Source organism: Denitratimonas organivorans (genome assembly GCF_037478135.1).
GTDB lineage: Bacteria > Pseudomonadota > Gammaproteobacteria > Xanthomonadales > Xanthomonadaceae > Denitratimonas.
On record NZ_JBBHDV010000004.1, the window covers coordinates 106,350 to 123,894 of the forward strand.

At 66.0% G+C, this 17,545-nt stretch carries 14 protein-coding genes and 1 tRNA gene; 3 read left to right on the forward strand and 12 right to left on the reverse strand.

The features are described 5' to 3' along the window. The first annotated feature begins 28 nt into the window (after positions 1-28). Complete coding sequence (locus tag WDB66_RS05860; RefSeq protein ID WP_339397603.1) at positions 29-646, forward strand: SMI1/KNR4 family protein; 618 nt, start codon at positions 29-31, stop codon at positions 644-646. Positions 647-819: 173 nt separating this feature from the next. After that, positions 820-4,089 carry a S41 family peptidase gene (locus WDB66_RS05865; RefSeq protein WP_339397604.1) on the forward strand — a complete coding sequence of 1,090 codons (3,270 nt, stop codon included), beginning with the start codon at positions 820-822 and terminating at the stop codon, positions 4,087-4,089. A 43-nt stretch (positions 4,090-4,132) separates the two neighbouring features. Here the strand turns inward: WDB66_RS05865 and WDB66_RS05870 are convergent. From WDB66_RS05870 to ccmA, 12 genes are all read right to left on the reverse strand, one after another. Continuing rightward, positions 4,133-4,218 (reverse strand) — tRNA-Leu (locus tag WDB66_RS05870). 68 nt (positions 4,219-4,286) lie between these two features. Next, complete coding sequence (locus tag WDB66_RS05875; protein ID WP_339397753.1) at positions 4,287-4,778, reverse strand: cysteine dioxygenase family protein; 492 nt, start codon at positions 4,776-4,778, stop codon at positions 4,287-4,289. After that, entirely contained in the window at positions 4,775-5,887 is a 1,113-nt protein-coding gene (metX, locus tag WDB66_RS05880; RefSeq protein ID WP_339397605.1) for a homoserine O-acetyltransferase MetX, read from the reverse strand. The genes WDB66_RS05875 and metX overlap by 4 nt, the downstream gene beginning before the upstream one ends. Continuing rightward, the gene (ccmI, locus tag WDB66_RS05885) at positions 5,884-7,110 is read right to left on the reverse strand and encodes a c-type cytochrome biogenesis protein CcmI (RefSeq protein WP_339397606.1); all 1,227 of its coding nucleotides are present in this window, start codon (positions 7,108-7,110) and stop codon (positions 5,884-5,886) included. Before ccmI ends, metX begins: the two co-directional genes overlap by 4 nt. Then, a complete protein-coding gene (locus tag WDB66_RS05890; RefSeq protein WP_489670829.1) occupies positions 7,110-7,535 on the reverse strand; it encodes a cytochrome c-type biogenesis protein in 426 nt (141 codons plus the stop codon). Before WDB66_RS05890 ends, ccmI begins: the two co-directional genes overlap by 1 nt. 161 nt (positions 7,536-7,696) lie before the next feature. Beyond that, a complete protein-coding gene (locus WDB66_RS05895) occupies positions 7,697-8,233 on the reverse strand; it encodes a DsbE family thiol:disulfide interchange protein (protein ID WP_339397608.1) in 537 nt (178 codons plus the stop codon). Between the two features lie 2 nt (positions 8,234-8,235). After that, the gene (locus WDB66_RS05900) at positions 8,236-10,191 is read right to left on the reverse strand and encodes a heme lyase CcmF/NrfE family subunit (RefSeq protein ID WP_339397609.1); all 1,956 of its coding nucleotides are present in this window, start codon (positions 10,189-10,191) and stop codon (positions 8,236-8,238) included. Beyond that, complete coding sequence (gene ccmE / locus WDB66_RS05905) at positions 10,191-10,649, reverse strand: cytochrome c maturation protein CcmE (protein ID WP_339397610.1); 459 nt, start codon at positions 10,647-10,649, stop codon at positions 10,191-10,193. The genes WDB66_RS05900 and ccmE overlap by 1 nt, the downstream gene beginning before the upstream one ends. Then, positions 10,646-10,825: a heme exporter protein CcmD gene (gene ccmD, locus WDB66_RS05910; RefSeq protein WP_339397611.1), complete on the reverse strand. Its 180-nt coding sequence runs from the start codon at positions 10,823-10,825 to the stop codon at positions 10,646-10,648. Before ccmD ends, ccmE begins: the two co-directional genes overlap by 4 nt. Next, positions 10,822-11,571 carry a heme ABC transporter permease gene (locus tag WDB66_RS05915; RefSeq protein WP_339397612.1) on the reverse strand — a complete coding sequence of 250 codons (750 nt, stop codon included), beginning with the start codon at positions 11,569-11,571 and terminating at the stop codon, positions 10,822-10,824. The genes ccmD and WDB66_RS05915 overlap by 4 nt, the downstream gene beginning before the upstream one ends. Positions 11,572-11,695: 124 nt before the next feature. Beyond that, on the reverse strand, positions 11,696-12,382 hold the full coding sequence (ccmB, locus tag WDB66_RS05920) for a heme exporter protein CcmB (protein ID WP_339397613.1): 687 nt from the start codon (positions 12,380-12,382) through the stop codon (positions 11,696-11,698). Then, complete coding sequence (gene ccmA / locus WDB66_RS05925) at positions 12,375-13,043, reverse strand: heme ABC exporter ATP-binding protein CcmA (RefSeq protein ID WP_339397614.1); 669 nt, start codon at positions 13,041-13,043, stop codon at positions 12,375-12,377. Before ccmA ends, ccmB begins: the two co-directional genes overlap by 8 nt. A gap of 297 nt (positions 13,044-13,340) precedes the next feature. On the opposite strand from ccmA, the gene WDB66_RS05930 reads away from it, so the two are divergent. Next, positions 13,341-17,504 (forward strand): S8 family serine peptidase, encoded by a 4,164-nt coding sequence (locus WDB66_RS05930; RefSeq protein ID WP_339397615.1) that lies wholly within the window; start codon positions 13,341-13,343, stop codon positions 17,502-17,504. Positions 17,505-17,545: the final 41 nt, after the last annotated feature.

The following is a 17,545-nucleotide window of genomic DNA, read 5'->3' on the forward strand; positions in this document are numbered from 1 at the left end:
TTTGCGGCACACAGATGGGGAGAATGGATTGAACCTTTCCGAACTCAAGCAGGCGCTGCGGGCACACAGTGGAACATTCCTGTGCGTCACCCGCCACGGGGCCGGCAGCGAAAAGAGCGTGCCCTTCAGGCATGAGGTGATGGAGCCGATGGGTCTGGACGGCGTTCCCGACGTTGGTGATCTGCGGAGCTTCTACGAGGTGTTCGGCGGGATCATCTTCTATCTTCACGAAGCAAGCGGTGATGCTGCCCGCTACATATCGCCGGTAAACGCATGGCCCGGGCTTCATCAGGATTTTTCAGCGTGGCTGGAAGGGCTGGACCAGGCGGAACGGGAGGAATACCTGCCTGATTGGGTGACCACGGCGCTGGTGATCGGCGAAGAGCCGCACTCGGGCAACTATGTGCTGATCCCGGTGGCCGGTGATGAAGCCGGTGGCGTGTACCACTTCGATCACGACGGTTTCGAATTCAGCCGCCATGCCGACAGCCTGACCCAATACACCCGCGACCTGCTGGATCTGGACAGCCGCTCGCTGGCCTACGCCACGACCTTCATGTGCTTCGTCGAGGAAGGTGACCAGGTGCAGTGGCATGTGAAAGAGCTGCGGGACAATCGCGGCAACCACATCAGCTGCGAGGCGTGAAAGGGCAAGGCAGGCGGGTGCTGTTCGTCTTTCTTTCGCTGAGGAAGAATCTGACGCCCAGCTGGCATGCTCATTGACTCAGCAGCGGACCGGCGACTTCCCACTTCCGGCACCTTCCACTGCACGGCATTGCCGTTACGATGCCTGCCTGGTTTCCGCACGTGGGGAAGGGCATGCGCATTCTTTTTTTGTTGGCTGGCCTGTTCGGGCTGGCATTGGCGTCGGCGCAGGAGCCGGGTTATCTGCGTCAGCCGGCGATCCACGGCGACACCGTGGTGTTCACCGCGGAAGGCGATCTGTGGGCGGTGGCGGCCACTGGCGGATTGGCGCGGCGGCTGACCACGCATCCGGCCGAGGAAAGCCGTGCGGCGATCTCGCCGGATGGCAGCCGGGTGGCGTTCACCGCGGCGTATGCCGGGCCACGCGAAGCCTATGTGATGCCGCTGGCCGGCGGCGTGCCGAAGCGCATCAGTTTCGAGAACGGCAATGCGCTGGTGCTGGGCTGGAGCGCGCAGGGTCAGGTGCTGTACGGCACGTTGGCGCCCGGCGGCACCGGCGGTTCGCAGCGCGTGGTGGTGGCGGTGGCGCCGGATACGTTGCAGCGCCGCACCCTGCCGCTGGCCGAAGCCAATGACGCGGTGCTCGCGGCGGATGGCCGCACCCTGTATTTCGTGCGCTACGGCCTGGGCGTGACCGGCGACAATGCGCGCGGCTATCGCGGCGGCGCGCTGTCGCAGCTGTGGCGTTTCGATCTGGAATCGAATGCCGAGGCCGTGCGCATCGGCCCGACCGATGTGAACCTGCGCCAGCCAATGCTGGTGGATGGGCGACTGCTGGTGATCGCCGATCCGGGCGGGCGCGATGTCCTGGCGCAGCTGGACCCGGAGGCCGGCACGCTGACGCCCTTGCCGATACAGGCACCGTTCGATGTGCGCAATGCCAGTGCGTCGGGCCAGCGCATCGTCTACCAGTCCGGCGCGGATCTGCGCCTGTTCGATCTGGCTTCCGGCCAGGATGCGGCGCTGCCGGTACGGCTGGTGTCGGATTTCGCGCAACGCCAGCCACGCTGGCTGGATACGCCACTGAAATATCTGGAAGGCAGTGATTTCTCCGCCGACGGGCAGCGCGTGGCGCTGGTGGCGCGCGGCCGGGTGGTGGTGGCCGGTGTCGGTGCGCCGCGCCGCGTGGATATCGGTTCGCCCGATGGCGTGCGGCTGTCCGCTGCGGTGTTTTCGCCGGACCGCAAGCACGTCTATGTGATCTCCGACGCCAGCGGCGAAGAGGAAATCTGGCGTTTCCCGGCCGATGGCGGCAGCGATGCACGCCAGCTCACCCGCGATGGCAGCACCCAGCGGCGCGGCATCGTGGTATCGCCGGATGGCAAGTGGCTCGCGCATGGCGACAAGTCCGGCAAGCTCTGGCTGCTGGATCCGGCCAATGGCCGTAGCCGCCTGATCGATGATGGTGGCCGTGATGGCAATGAGGGCCACGATGCCGTGGTCTGGGCACCGGACAGCCTGCATCTGGCACTGGTGCGCACCACCGGCGCCTATGGCCGCTCACGCATCGCGCTGTATTCACTGGAGCGCGATGAACTGGCCTGGCTGACCAGCGACAAATACGAATCCGGTTCACCCGCCTTCAGCCCGGATGGCCAGTGGCTGTGGTTCCTGTCCGAGCGCGAGTTCAGCGTGGTCAACGGTTCGCCCTGGGGCGACCGCAACACCGGCCCGTTCTTCGACAAGCGCAGCCGCATCTACGCGCTGGCGTTGCAACCGGAGGCGCGCTTCCCGTTCCGCCATCCGGATGAATTGCAGCCTGTCGGGAGCGGCAAGGACGATGAAAAGGACCAGGGCAACGGCAAGCAGGACGCCAAGGCCAAGGTCCGGCCGCTGGCATGGGACGGTCTGGCTGGGCGCCTGCACGAAGTGCCGCTGGCGGCGGGTAACTGGTCCGATCTTTCGGTCGATGCCAAGCGCCTGTATTTCCTCGAACGCGATGGTCGCCGCCGCAGTCTGCGCACGTTGGCGTTCGACGATGCGAAGACGAAGCTGGAAACCTTTTCCGAAAACATCGCCGGCTATGCGCTGGCGGCCGGCGCCAACCGCGTACTGTTGCGCAGTGCCGGCAAGGGGCCGGACGAACCGGGCGAGTTCCATATCGTCGAAGCCGGTGCGACCGCGCCCAAGGAACTGGCCGAGGCCAGGGTGCGGCTGGATGACTGGAAGCTGCGGGTGGACCCGGTGAGCGAATGGCGGCAGATGTTCGACGACGCCTGGCGAATGCATCGCGACCATTTCTACGATGCCGCACTGCGCGGCGTGGACTGGCCGGCGCTGCGTCAGCGTTATGCCGCGCTGCTGCCGCGGGTCAGCGACCGATTGGAACTGGACGACCTGCTGGCGCAGATGATGGGCGAACTGGGCGCGCTGCATTCGCAGGTGCGCGGCGGCGAGTTGCGCGAAGCGCGCGAAACCCCGTCCCATGCCAGCCTGGGTGCCAGCTTCGCGCGCACCGATGCCGGCTGGCGCATCGAGCACATCTTCCGCACCGAAGCCGAACTACCGTCCCAGCGCGGACCGTTGCAGGCACCCGGTGTGGATGTGCGGGTGGGTGATGTGATCGTGGCGGTCAATGGCCGCCGCGCCGCCGATGTGGCGGACATCTCCGAACTGCTGGCCAATACCGCCGGCCAGCAGGTGTTGCTGGAACTCACTCGTAGCGGCAGCACGCGCCGCGCAATCGTCACCCCGGTCGATGCCGGGCGCGAGGATGCATTGCGCCATTCCGACTGGCTGCAATCACGCCGCGATGCGGTGGCCGCCGCCAGCGACGGACGCATCGGCTATCTGCACCTGCGCGCGATGGGGCCGAACGACATCGCCAGTTTCGTGCGCGATTTCTACGGCCAGATCGACCGCGATGGCCTGATCATCGACGTGCGGCGCAATCGCGGCGGCAATATCGACAGCTGGATCATCGAGAAGCTGCTGCGCCGCACCTGGGCTTTCTGGCAGCGTCCGAATGGTCTGGCCTACGGCAATATGCAGCAGAGCTTCCGCGGTCATCTGGCGGTGCTGACCGACGCGCTGACCTATTCGGATGGCGAAACCTTCTCCGCCGGCATCCAGACACTCGGGCTTGGCCCGCTGATCGGCACCCGCACCGCCGGCGCCGGAGTCTGGCTGACCGACAGCAATGCCCTGGTCGATCGTGGCCGCGCGCGCGTGGCGGAAATCCCGCAGTACGGCATGGATGGCAGCTGGCTGGTCGAAGGCGTCGGCGTGAGCCCGGACATCGAGGTCGACAACCTGCCGCACGAGTCCTTCAACGGCCGCGATCGGCAACTGGAAACCGCGCTGGACTGGCTGCGCCGCAAGCTGGATGCCGAACCGGTGCAGCCGCTGCAGCGCGGCACGATTCCGGTGTTGCCGGCGGAATGAAGCAGACATGAAAAAGCCCCGCATCGCGGGGCTTTTTCATTGCTGGTACCGGTGATAGGACTCGAACCTACACGACATCGCTGTCAGCGGATTTTGAGTCCGCCGCGTCTACCATTCCGCCACACCGGCTCGGGGCAAGGGCGGAAGTATAAGGCATCGAACCAGTCGCGCAAGCAGACAAGTGCCAATAGCTGGATCTATTCCCACACGGCGAACGGCAGTTCGCTCCGATGCCTGCGGTGCCAGCCTTGCTCATCCACGGCTTCGAACCAGTCGCAATACGAGAACTGGTGCGGGTAGACGTGCAGCGACACCGCCGTGTGGTGGGGATGCGGGTTGCGCATGATGTGGTATTCGGCCGGTGCGGCCAGCCAGTCACCGGTGCCGGCGCAGGCGCGCTGTGCGGGCCGGGCGGAAAAGCGCAGCAGTCCGTCACGCTGTGCGATGAGATCGTGGCGGATGATGTCCAGCTCGCCATGCCACAGGCAATCCACGCACCAGTTGCCGGCGTGATCGTGCAGTGGCGTGGCCTGCTGCGGTCCCCATGTCATCGCGATGAGCTGGTAGCCGTGCTGCCGGCTGGCGTGGATGCGGCGGCGCAGATACTGCCCGGGATCCGGGCGCAGCAGCGAAGCAGGCAGCCACGCAACGGCCCGATCACGCAGGCCGCGTCTTGGATTTCGCTTCAGATATCGGCCAGAAAATCCGCCACGGCTGGCGAAAAGCGTCCGAAATCAACGAGGAAGGCGTCGTGGCCCTGGGGTGAGGGCAGGGCCAGGCATTCGGCCTGATGGCCGCCTGCGCGCAATCCGGCCGCGATCTGTTCCTGCTGCTGGATCGGGAACAGAATGTCGGTGGTCACGCCCAGCACGCGGGTGCGCGGCACCTGCAATGCCGCCAGTGCGGCCATCGCATCGCCGTTGGCGTATTCGCCCAGATCGAACCAGTCCATGCAGCGGCTCAGGTACAGATAGCAGTTCGGGTCGAACACGCGGATGAAGCGGCGAGCATGACCTTCCAGATAGGACTCGACCTCGAATTCGAGCCCGAATGGATCATCTTCGCGGCGGTCGCTGTCCAGCCGCACGCGGCCGAAGCGGCCATCCCATTCCAGTGCCGAACGGTAGGTCACCACGCCCAGCTTGCGCGCGATGCGCATGCCGGATTCAGGGTAGGTGTCGGCATCGTACTGGCCCTGGTTCCAGGCCGGGTCCAGGCGGATGGCTTCGCGCTGCAGCGAGCGGATCGCGATCGAGAACGGCAGCGCCAGTGCGGCGCCGGAGACGTTGATATGCGAGCGCGAGGCGCCGGGGAACAGTTGCAGATAGGCCAGCGCCGACATGCCGCCCATCGAGCAACCGATCAGGCTGGCAAGCTCTCCGATGCCGAAGGATTCCACCAGCGCATGCGCGGCCGCGGCGATGTCTTCGACCGAAATATCGGGGAAATCCAGGCGCCAGGTCTGGCCGGTGCCCGGGTTCAGCGAGGCCGGGCCGGTCGAGCCCTTGCAGCTGCCCAGCGAATTGCAGCAGATCACGAAAAAGCGGTTCGTGTCGATCGCCTTGCCCGGCCCGAGCATGGCTTCCCACCAGCCCGGTTCCGGATTGTCCGGCTGCGTGGCGGCGTGTGCGCTGGGCGAAAGCCCGGTCAGGATCAGGATTGCATTGTCACGCTGCGGCGACAGTTCGCCCCAGGTTTCATAGGCCAGGCGCGCCTGCTGCAAGTGCCCGCCGCGTTTCATCGGAAACGGCGAGGGCAGGTCGAAGAAACGGGTGCCGGGCGGGATGAATTCGCTCATGGGACAACGCGGTCGATGATCAGGTCCACGGTGGCGCGCTGGGTATTGGGCAGCGGTTCGGAAAGGGTTTCCAGATCGCCACTCTGCGCCTGCGCGCCGCCGCTGCGCGAGATGCGAGCGCCCACGACGATCTGCGCGGTGCTCGACAGGTTCATCTGCGGCAGCATCGCGTGGCTGTCATCCAGGACCAGCTCCAGCGGCAGTGCGTCGGCGGACAGGCGCTGGATTGCCAGCGGTGCGCGCGAACCTTCGGCGGCGCGGGCGAACACGAACAGCACATCGTCATGCCGCACCTGCGCGGCCAGTTCCGGCGCCACCCGCACCCGAACGTTCAGGCGCGGAGCCTGGGCTGGATCGGAAGCGGTGTTTGTGCTGTCGCCGGCGGCCGATGCTTGCGCCGCAGCCGGTGTGGGAAGCGTTTCGCCGCTGGCCTGGGCCTGCAATTCGAGGATGCGCTGGCGCAGGCTTTCGTAGGCCGGATTGTCCTCGGGCATGGTGTCCAGCAGGGTCTGCCAGGTGGCGCTGGCGGCGTCGGTATCGCCGCGCTGGTACTGCGCCACGCCCAGCAGCCAGAGGCCGCGCTGATGCGTGGGTTGCTGTTCCAGGGCGCGTTCCAGCATCGCCAGCGGTTCGCCGTCGAAACGCTTGCTGTCCGAAGCCAGCACCTGCGATTCGGCGTATTCCACCAGCAGGTCCGGGGTGTCCGGTGCCAAGGTCAGTGCCCGCGCGAAGGCGTCACGCGCTTCGCCGAAACGCTCCATCGATTTGTAGGCCCGGCCCAGCAACAGCCAGCCCTGGACATCATCGGGTTCGCGCGCCAGACGCTCGGCCAGTCCGGCGATGGCCTGTTCCATCGGCGGCAGGCCGGCCTGCTGGGCCTGCTGCATGGCCTGGGTGACCGATTGCACGTCCGGATCGAAGACCCGCGTATCGCCGAGTTTCAGATACAGCCCGATCGCGGCCAACGGCAGCAGCAGCGCCACAGCGATCGCGGGGCCGCGCAGCGGCGAGCCGGAGGCGCTGGCCTGTGCGGGTGCCGGGCCAAGGGCGGCCAGCTTGGCGGCGTATTCGTCCGCGTCCAGTACGCCATCGGCATGGGCACGCTGCAGTGCCTCACGGCGCGGATCAACGGCAACCCCGGCCTCGCGGCGCAGCAGCGGCGGCAGGATGAATCCCAGCGCCGCCAGTACCAGCAACGCGGAGCAGAACCAGAATGCGGCCATCACCAGGCATCCCCATCTTTGGAAGCAGGCGTTGCCGCCGCAGCACTGGAACGCCGCCGCACCAGCACGAACACGAATACCGCGCCGACCAGGAAGATCAGCGGTGGCGCGATCCAGATCCACAGCGTGCTGCCACTCATCGCTGGGCGATACAGCACGAAATCGGTGTAACGCTCGGTCAGAAAGGCCTTGATCTGCTCATCGGTCTTGCCTTGCTGCATCAGCTCCAGCACTTCGCGCCGCAGATCCTGCGCGATCGGCGCGTTGGAGTCGGCCAGCGACTGGTTCTGGCACATCACGCAGCGCAGTTCCGCTGCCAGCTCACGGAAGCGGGCTTCTTCGGCGGCGTCGCGGAACGGCAGTGGATCGACCGCGAAGGCGCTGCCGGCGAACAGGCACAGCAGCAAGCCGATGAGCGCATGCAGCAGCCATCCGCCTTTTGCTCCCTCTCCCCCATCAGCGATGGGGGAGAGGGTTGGGGTGAGGGGGGCTTTCGCTGGCGTGGGAGGGGGCACTCGCAACCCCACTGCCTGCTCGACCTCGACCACTGATGGAGACGAGGGAACGCCCTTTGACGCGCACAAGATCATGGTGCCTGCTCCTTCAATCGCGGCAGGATTTCACGCTGGATGACCTCCGGCGTCAGCGCGCCGATGTGCTTGAAGCGCACGATGCCCTGCGCATCCACCAGGAAGGTTTCCGGCGCGGCGTAGACGCCAAGATCGATCGCGGTGCGGCCGCTTTCATCGGCCAGGATCAGCGCGTAGGGGTCGCCGTACTGCTGCAACCAGCGCTTGGCGTCGTCCGGATAATCCTTGTAGTTGTAGCCCACCACGCGGACCGTGCCGCTGCGCGCCAGGGTTTCGAACAGCGGATGTTCGACCCGGCACTCCGGGCACCAGCTGGCCCAGACATTGAGCAGGAACGGCGCGCCGCGCAGGCTGGCCGAATCCACCTGGCGCGAAGGATCGTGCAATTCGGGCAGCGTGAACGCCGGCAACTCCTTGCCGATCAGCGGCGAAGGAATGGCGTTCGGATCACGGGTTTCGGCCAGACGGATGCCGGCCAGCAGCAAGCCGCCCAGCAGCACCACGACAGCCAGCGGCAACCAGCGCTTCCACATCGTCAGGACACTCCCCCGGCTGCGCCCGGATTGCGTTCGGCCGGCAGGCTGCGGCGGAAACGCCGGTCCGCCGCCGCGACGAAACCACCGGCGGTCATCAGCAACGCACCGAGCCAGATCCAGCGGATGAAGGGTTTCACATAGACCCGCAGCGCCCAGTTGCCGTTGCCCAGCGGTTCGCCCAGCGCGACGTAGAGGTCACGGCTGAAACCGGGCGAGATCGCGGCCTCGGTCATGACCTGGCCGCCGCTGGCGTAGGCGCGTTTTTCCGGATGCAGCACCGCGATCTGGCGATCACCGTCGAACACCGTGACGGTGCCGCGATCGGCGCTGAAGTTCGGTCCTTCACGATGCACCACGCCATCGAAGCGGAAGCGGTAGCCGAGGATTTCGGTTTCCTGCCCGGGCGTGACCGCGACATCCTTTTCGATGCCCATCGATTCCACGATCAGCACGCCGGCCACGAACACGCCGACGCCGGCATGGGCCAGCACCATGCCCATGATTTCCGGGGTGAAGCGGCGCCCGGCCGGCAGTTGCCTGATGCGCTGCCAGGCGAACAGGCCGATGCCACCCAGCACCCAGGCCGCACCGGCGGCGCCGGCCACGGCCTTGAAGGTGTAGCCTTCGCCCAGCAACAGCGCCAGCGCCGCGCCGATCACCGCCAGCGCCAGGCTGGCGCGCAGCACCGGCCACAGGCGCGGAAATTCATCACGGCCCCAGCGCGCAAGCGGACCGAACGGCAGCAGCAGCACGACCGGCGCCATCAGCCACAGGAACTGGCTGCCGAAGTAGGGCGGCCCGACCGAAATCTTGCCCAGATTCAGCGCCTCGAACAGCAGCGGCGACAGCGTGCCGACCAGCACCATCGCGGTCGCGGCCGAGAACAGCAGGTTGTTGATCAGCAGGAAGGTTTCACGCGACAGCGCGGCGAACGGCTTGCCGCCTTCACTTTTCGGCGCACGCAGCGCATACAGCACCAGCGAGCCGCCGATCACCACGCCGAGGAAGATCAGGATGAACATGCCGCGATCCGGATCGGAGGCGAAGGCATGTACCGAGGTCAGCACGCCGGAGCGCACGATGAAGGTGCCCAGCAGCGACAACGAGAACGCGGCGATCGCCAGCAGCAGGGTCCAGCCGCGGAAGCTGCCGCGTTTTTCCGTCACGGCCTGCGAATGGATCAGCGCGGTGCCGACCAGCCACGGCATGAAGCTGGCGTTTTCCACCGGATCCCAGAACCACCAGCCGCCCCAGCCAAGTTCGTAATAGGCCCACCACGAGCCCAGCGCGATGCCCAGCGTCAAAAAACCCCAGGCGACGTTGGTCCAGGGCCGCGACCAGCGGATCCAGCGCGGATCCAGCTCGCGCCCGAGCAGCGCCGCGATCGCGAACGCGAACGCCACCGAGAAGCCGACATAGCCGAAATACAGCATCGGCGGGTGGATGATCAGACCCGGATCCTGCAACAGCGGATTCAGGTCGCGCCCTTCCAGTGCCGCCGGCACCAGGCGCAGGAACGGGTTGGAAGTCAGCGCGGTGAACAGCAGAAAACCGATGCTGACCAATCCCAGCACACCGAGCACGCGCGCCACCACTTCCGCCGGCAGATTGCGCGAGAACAGCGCCACCGCCGCACTCCAGCCGGCCAGGATCAGCACCCACAGCAGCAGCGAGCCCTCGTGCGCGCCCCAGACCGCCGACAGCCGGTAGGCCAACGGCAGCAGCGAGTTGGAGTTCTGCGCCACGTACTGCACCGAGAAATCCTTCTGCACGAAGGCCACGCTCAGCAGCACGAAAGACAACAGCAGGAAGGCGAACTGGCCGAAGGCTGCCGGTCGCGCGACCGCCATCATGCGGGCATTGCCGCGTGCCGCGCCGATCAGCGGCAGCACCGCCTGCAGCACGGCCAGCAGCAGCGCGATGATCAGCGCGAAATTGCCAAGTTCAGGCAGCATCAGTAGGTGGCCTTGGAATCGTCGACGTTGTGCTTGACGTGCGCGGCTTCCATCTTCTCGGCGACCTCGCGCGGCATGTAGGTTTCATCGTGCTTGGCCAGCACCTCGGTGGCGATGAAGCGCCCGTCCTGCATCGAACCGGTGGCGATCACCGCCTGATTCTCGCGGAACAGGTCCGGCAGGATGCCGGTGTATTCCACCACCAGCTCGGCATCGCCGTCACTGACCGCGAAGCTGTTCTCCAGGGTGCCCTCGGTGCGCTGGATCGAGCCATCCTTGACCATGCCGCCGAGGCGGAAACGGGCACGCTCGCCGGTTTCCCCGGCCAGTACTTCCGAGGGCGTGTACAGATAGGCCAGGTTCGAGCCCAGCGCCATCACTACCAGGGTGCCGGCGACAAGACCGGCCACCAGCACGGCGGTAACGGTGATCAGGCGGCGTTTGCGGGTCGGGTTCATGATCCGGCTCCCGTGCGTGCCGCACGTGCGGCCTCACGCCGTTGCTGCTTGCCCAGCTCGCGCCGGACCTTGCGCATGCGCAGCTGCGGCATCAGGAAATCCCAGACCAGCATCGCGACGAACACCGCGTAGCTGGTCCAGACATAAGGGGCGTATTGATCCAGAACGAAATTCATTGGCGGCCTTCCATGTCGCGTCGTACCCAGTCCTTGCCGGATTCCAGTTCGTACATCGCTGCCTGGGTGCGTGCCAGCAGCGAGCCGGCAAACCACAGCTTGGTGCCGAAGAACATCGCGATCAACGGCAGCACCATGCTCGGATGGATGGTGGATTCGCGGAACAGCTTGATCGTCGCGCCCTGATGCAGCGAGTTCCACCATTCCACCGAGAAATGCACGATCGGCACGTTGACCACGCCGATCAGTGCAAGAAAACAGGCGGCGCGGGCGGCAGCGCGGCGATCCTCGATCGCGGCGTACAGCCCGATCACGCCCAGATACAGGAACAGCAGCACCAGTTCCGATGTCAGGCGCGCATCCCAGGTCCACCAGGTGCCCCACATCGGCTTGCCCCAGACCGCGCCGGTGACCAGGGTCACGAAGGTGAAGGCGGCGCCGACCGGCGCGCAGCACATCGCCAGGGTTTCCGACAGCTTGATCCGCCACACCAGCGCGATGAAGGCATTGATCGCCATCACCGCGTAGATCGACAGGCTCATCCACGCCGCCGGCACATGGATGAACAGGATGCGATAGCTGTCGCCTTGCTGGTAATCGGCCGGCACCACGAACAGCCCCTGCCACATGCCGAAAATCAGCACCGGCAGCGACAGGATGAAGAACCACGGCGCCCAGCGCGAAGCAAAGGCATGGAAAGTGGGCGGCGAGCCCATCTTGTGGAACCAGAGCAGGATCGGGTTCATCCGGACACGCTCGCGGGCCGCAGTGCGGCATCAGGTTGAGAGGAAAGGGGGAAGGGCGGCCGATCCGGCGGCCCCACTGCAACCGGCTGACAGGAAAAGACCGAAGCAGCAGCGGGTTTCAGGCTCATTGCAATGCGATTCTCAGCGCCGCTGCGGCGGCCAGCGGTGCCAGTACCAGGGCCATCACCAGACCGGCGGCCAGCAACAGCAGCGCGCCCTGATGCGGCAGACCTTGCGCCGCCGCCATCACGGACCCGGCACCGAAAATCAGCACCGGGACGTACAGCGGCAAGGCCAACAGGGCCAAAAGCATACCAGAGCGCCGCATGCCGACCGTCAGTGCGACGATCACCGCACCGATCAAACTCAGCAACGGCGTCCCCAGCAACAGCGAATACATCAACACCGGCAGCGCCCCGGCTTCCAGATAGAGCAGGGTGGCGAACAGCGGCGTCGCAGCAATCAGCGGCAGCGCGGTGCTGGCCCAGTGCACCAGGATCTTGCAGCCGACCAGCAGCGCCAGCGGATGCGGCGCCAACATCAACTGTTCCAGGCTGCCGTCTTCCAGATCCGAACGGAACAGCGTATCCAGCGACAACAGCCCGGCCAGCAGCAATGCAACCCAGATCACGCCCGGCGCGATGCGGCCCAGGATGTCCGGATGCGGGCCGAGCGCGAACGGGAACAGCGCGATCACCAGCAGCGCGAACAGCACCGGATTCAACGCATCGCCTCGGCGCCGCCACAGTAGGCGGAAATCGCGCAGCAGTAGTGCACGGCAGGCGGCGGTGATCGAGGAGGTATTAGCCATCAACCGGCTCCCGCGCCGATTCCAGATACAGCGTGCGGGTCCGCACCGCGCCGGTGGCGTAGGCACCGTGGCTGGTGACCAGGGCGGCGCCGCCGCGTTCAAGATGCTGGCCGATCAGGCGGTTGACCAGTTCGATGCCGGGAAGATCAAGATTGGCATACGGTTCGTCCAGCAGCCACAGCGGCGCAGGCACCAGCAGCAGGCGGGCCAGCGCCAGGCGTTTTCTCTGTCCGGCGGAAAACTGCCGTGCCGGGGCGTCCTCGAAACCGGCCAATCCGACATCGAACAGCGCCTGTTCGATACTGATGCCGGCGCGACGCCCGAACAGGCCCTGCGCGAATTCCAGATTCTCGCAGGCGGTCAGCTCGCCCTTGTGCCCGAGCAGATGGCCCAGCAGGGTGCAGGTCTGCGCGATGCGCTCGGCGCTGGCTGGCGCGTCGCGTACCAGAATCTGCCCACGCGAAGGCTGCAACAGCCCGGCCAGCACGCGCAGCAACGTGGTTTTCCCTGAGCCGTTGCTGCCGTGCACCAACAGCGCCTCGCCCGCGTCCACATGGAAATCCAGTGGCCCGAAGATCGGTTGGTCGTTGCGGTCGAAGGCCAGCCCGCGTGCTCGCAGCAGCGATGGCGGGCCGGCCGTTGGCGGGGGCTGCGGCTTCATCTGGCGGGCATGCTAGCCGGGCGGCGCGGGGGTGTCCATGACGTGAATCAACACCCCTGAGGCGTGAGGGACACCCCACGCAGCGCTGCACCGCGTCACGTTGGCATGATGGCCACCGTCGTGCGTGCTGCGGAGGGGCTGTGGCAAGATTCGGCCCATACAACGACAACTATGGGACAGACCGGCGGGTCCGGCACTGTCCCCTAATCAGAGGGAGAGGCTGGCAGGGATGCGTCCGGCTCCGGTTCCGGAGTCGGATCCGTTGACGCCACGCTCCAGCCCGAAGGAGAAACGGATATGCGAAGGACCGTATTGTGCAGCGCGCTGCTGCTTGGCCTGGGTGGCTGGGCACAGCTGAACGTGGCAGCGGAAGCCCCGACAGTTTCCGCCAAGGCGGACACGCGCTCGACCTGGCTGGTGGAGTTCACCGAGCCGCCACTGGCTGCGTTCACAGGGCGTGGTGATGCCACCCACGCCAAGCTCGCCGGCCTTGCCGCCACCAGCCCGGACGCCACCGGCGAACGCCGCCTGGATGTGAACAGCGCCGCCAGCAAGGCCTATCGCGCGGCTCTTGGCGACATCCGCAGCGAGCGCCTGGCGCAGGCGTCCTCGAAACTTGGGCGGCCGCTGGAGCCTTCGTTCGTATTCGATGTGGTCACCAACGGCATGGCGCTGTCGCTGACCGCGCGGGAAGCCCAGATGTTGGCCGGCATGGACGGCGTACTTTCGGTGGAGCCGGAGTTCGTGCATGAACCGCTGACCGACGCTGGCCCCGGCTGGATCAGTGCCAATACCGTCTGGAACATGGCGCCGGCCGATGGCGGCAACCGCGGTGCCGGCCAGGTGATCGGCATTATCGATACCGGCATCAATGCCGGGCATCGCTCCTTTGTCGGCAGCGGCGTGCAGAACCCGCGTTCCGGTTATCTGGGCCTGTGTGCCAGCGATCCGGCGGCCGGCTGCACCAGCAAGCTGATCGGCATCTACGACATGACCACCGGCGAGGGTGATGACGAAGCCAATACAGGGCTTGATCTCGGTGGCCATGGCACGCACGTGGCCGCGACGGCGGCCGGGGATTCGTTCCAGGTCGGCTTCACCACCGGCACCACCACGCTTTCCGGGGTCGCGCCGCAGGCCAACCTGATCAGTTACAAGGCCTGCGAGGAGGAATCCAAGTGTCGTGGTGCCTGGACTCTGGCGGCGATCAATCAGGCGGTCAACGACCAGGTTGATGTCATCAACTATTCGATCGGCGGGACCGCCTACAACCCGTGGGCCGCAGGCAACCACATGATGAAGGCCATGCTCAATGCGCGGAAGGCCGGCATTGTGGTGGTGGCGGCGGCCGGCAATGACGGCCCGATGCCCGGCAGCCTGTCATCACCATCGAACGCGCCCTGGGTCATCAGCGTTGGCAATGTCAGCCATGACCGTGCCAGCGTCACCCGTCTGACACTGTCCGGCGGCGATACGCCGCTGCCCGGCGGCGGCACACTGGCCGGCGTCAGCCAGAACTCGCCTGCCACCGGCACCTTCCCGATCGTCCATGGTGGTGATTACGGTTCGCCGCTGTGCGCCACCGGCTCTGATGTCGATGCGCTACCACCCAGCACCAGCACCTCGCCGTGGAGCGGCACCCCGCTCAGCGGCAAGATCGTGGTCTGCGACCGCGGTATCTATGCGCGCGTGATCAAGGGGCTGAACGTCAAGAACGCCGGTGGCGCCGGCATGGTGCTGGTCAACCAGGCTATCGAGGGCCAGGACGTGGTGGCCGATGAGCACGAGCTTCCGGCCACGCATCTGGGGTATGACGAAGGCGCGGCTCTGAAGAACTGGCTGGCCAGTGGCACCGGTCACAGCGCGAGCCTGAGTGCCAGCCAATTGAGTCGTCTGGCCTCGTTCGGTGATGTGCTGGCCGGCAGCAGTGGGCGCGGCCCCACCGTCGGCGACTGGCTCAAGCCCAATGTCACCGCCCCGGGCCGCAACATCCTTGCGGCCTACAAGGATGGCAGCGGCAACTCGAGCACCTTCGCCTACATGACCGGCACCTCGATGGCCAGCCCGCATGTGGCCGGCGCCGTGGCCCTTGTACGTGCAGCCAAACCGTTCTGGAGGCCGGATCGGGTGGAAAGTGCCTTGCAGGGCACCGCCAGCGCCAGTGTGCGGCTGTCGGATGGGCAGACGCCGGCAGGCGTGCTGGATCAGGGCGCAGGCACGATCAATGTCGCGCGTGCGATCAAGGCGCCACTGTATTTTCCGATCTCCGATGCCGACTTCGAAGCAGCGAACCTGACCACGGCGCGCAACCTCAATCAGGGCTCACTGGTGGACGGCAACTGTTTCGTCTCCTGCCAGTTCGCTCGCACGGTCCGATCCAACATTGCCGGCACCTGGAAGGTAAGCAGCAGCCTGCCGGGTTCCTCGGTTCACGTCACGCCGGCAGAGTTCACGTTGAGTGCGAATACCGAGCAGGCGTTGGCATTCAGGGTCACGCCGGGCGCCGAGGTGGCCTACGGCACCTGGCTGTCGGGCAGCGTCACGCTCACCAGCACCCGCGCCGGCGTGCCGGATATCGTGATTCCGCTGGCGATCCGCCCTTCGGCCGGCAATCTGCCTGAGGTGATCGAAGTGCCCGGCAGTGGCAGTACGCTGGGCGAATCAGGTTGGGCCGACCTGTCCTTCAGTGGCCTGGTGGCGATGCCGGATGCGCGCTTCACCACCTCGAATCTGGTGGTGCCGCTGATGGCCAATCCCTCGGTGCCGGCCGATCCCACCCCGAATGATCGCTATGACGGCCTGAACTCCCAGCATGAGGGCACGCGATTCTTCCGCCTGAGTGCGACGCATTCGGGGCGGGTGCGTTTCCGGACCGAAGTCAACTCCACCACGTCGGGCGATATTGATCTGTTTGTCGGCACTGCCGCCAGCGCCAACGAGTTGCCGAGCGAGGCCACCCAGTTGTGTGCGGCCTACCAGGTCAATGGCAACGAATCGCGTGCGGTCTGTGATCTTGAACTGGATGTCATCGCCGGCCAGCACTTCTGGGTGCTGATCCAGAATTACACGCCATCGGCGGCCGGGACGGATGTGGTTTCCGTGGCCAGTGCACTGGTTCCGCTGGCTGCCTCGGAGGCCACCACGCTGGTGGCGAGCGGGCCGGGGCATACGGAACTGAACCAGCCGTTCACGTTGCGCCTTGGCTGGAATGATCCCGGCTTTGCCAATGGACATACCCGCTGGGGTCACCTGATCCTTGGCGGCAGTGATGCCAACCCGGGCGGTGTGGGCCATGTACTGGTCAAGCTGCGCCGTCCGGCCAGCGGCCATCATTCGTCCACGCTGCTGTTACCGGGCAAGACCCGCACCATGCGTCTGGCGGCCGGGCAGACGCATGACCGGCTCTATATCGACGTGCCGCCCAATGCCAGCGCGCTGGAAGTCAGAAGCACCGGGACCGGGGATATCAAGCTGTATCTGGCGCATATGCCGCTCCTGGAAGTCGGTACGCCGCCACCGGGCTCGCCTTCGCTGGCGCAGATCCATACCGCACCACCGCGTGACCAGGCAGCAGCCAGTTCGAGCCAGTCAGGCGCCAACCACAGCCTCAACATCAGTGGCGCCACGCTCAAGCCCGGGCGCTGGTACATCACACCGGAAAACACCGGCAACACTACCGCACGCTTTGAGCTGACCGCGCGCATCCGCTATGACAGTCCGCCACAGTATCCGGGCTTCGGCAACTGGTACAACGCGCGCCGTTCCGGCTCCGGCATTCAGCTCTCGCCCGCTGCCGACGGCCAAGTGTGGAGCGTCGCCTGGTACACCTATCTACAGGATGGCAGCCCGGTTTGGTATCTGGGCACCGGTGCGGCACCCAGCGGCATGCGCGGCGATTTCGTCTTTGACCTGAGCCGCTTTGCCTGGAATGGCCATCGTGCGGTGGCGACACCGGTCGGTGATGGTGTGTTGTCCCTTGGCAGCGCCAACAGCATGGTCTTCAGCTGGAATCTGGATGGTGAAAGCGGCTCCATGCCGATCACACGGATCGAGGCGTCGGGGTGTGAGGGCATTCAGGGTGCGCAGCTGCCCGACGGCAACTGGTACAACCCGGCCAGTTCCGGCTTCGGCTACGACGTCAATGCATTTCCCGGACTGGAAACCATGCTCGCCTATCTGTACGACGGCATGGGTCAGGCGCGCTGGCTGCAGGCGTTCCGCGGGCAGCCGGCCAGTATCGGAGCCAATGCGGTCCTGACGCTGGAGCAGCTGACAGGCAACTGCCCACTGTGCAGCTTCAGCGGTACCAATGCCCGCGAAGTCGGTGCGCTGACCCGCCGCTACACCACGCCAACCAGCGGCGAATTGGCCATCGATGTGCAGTTCCGCGCGCCGGTGCCGGGCAGCTGGAGCCAGGACACGCCGATCCAGTTGCTGACCGATCCGCGCAGTTGCAACTGAGTTCGATGACTTTCAGGTTCCGAACCCGGCCACGGATGGCC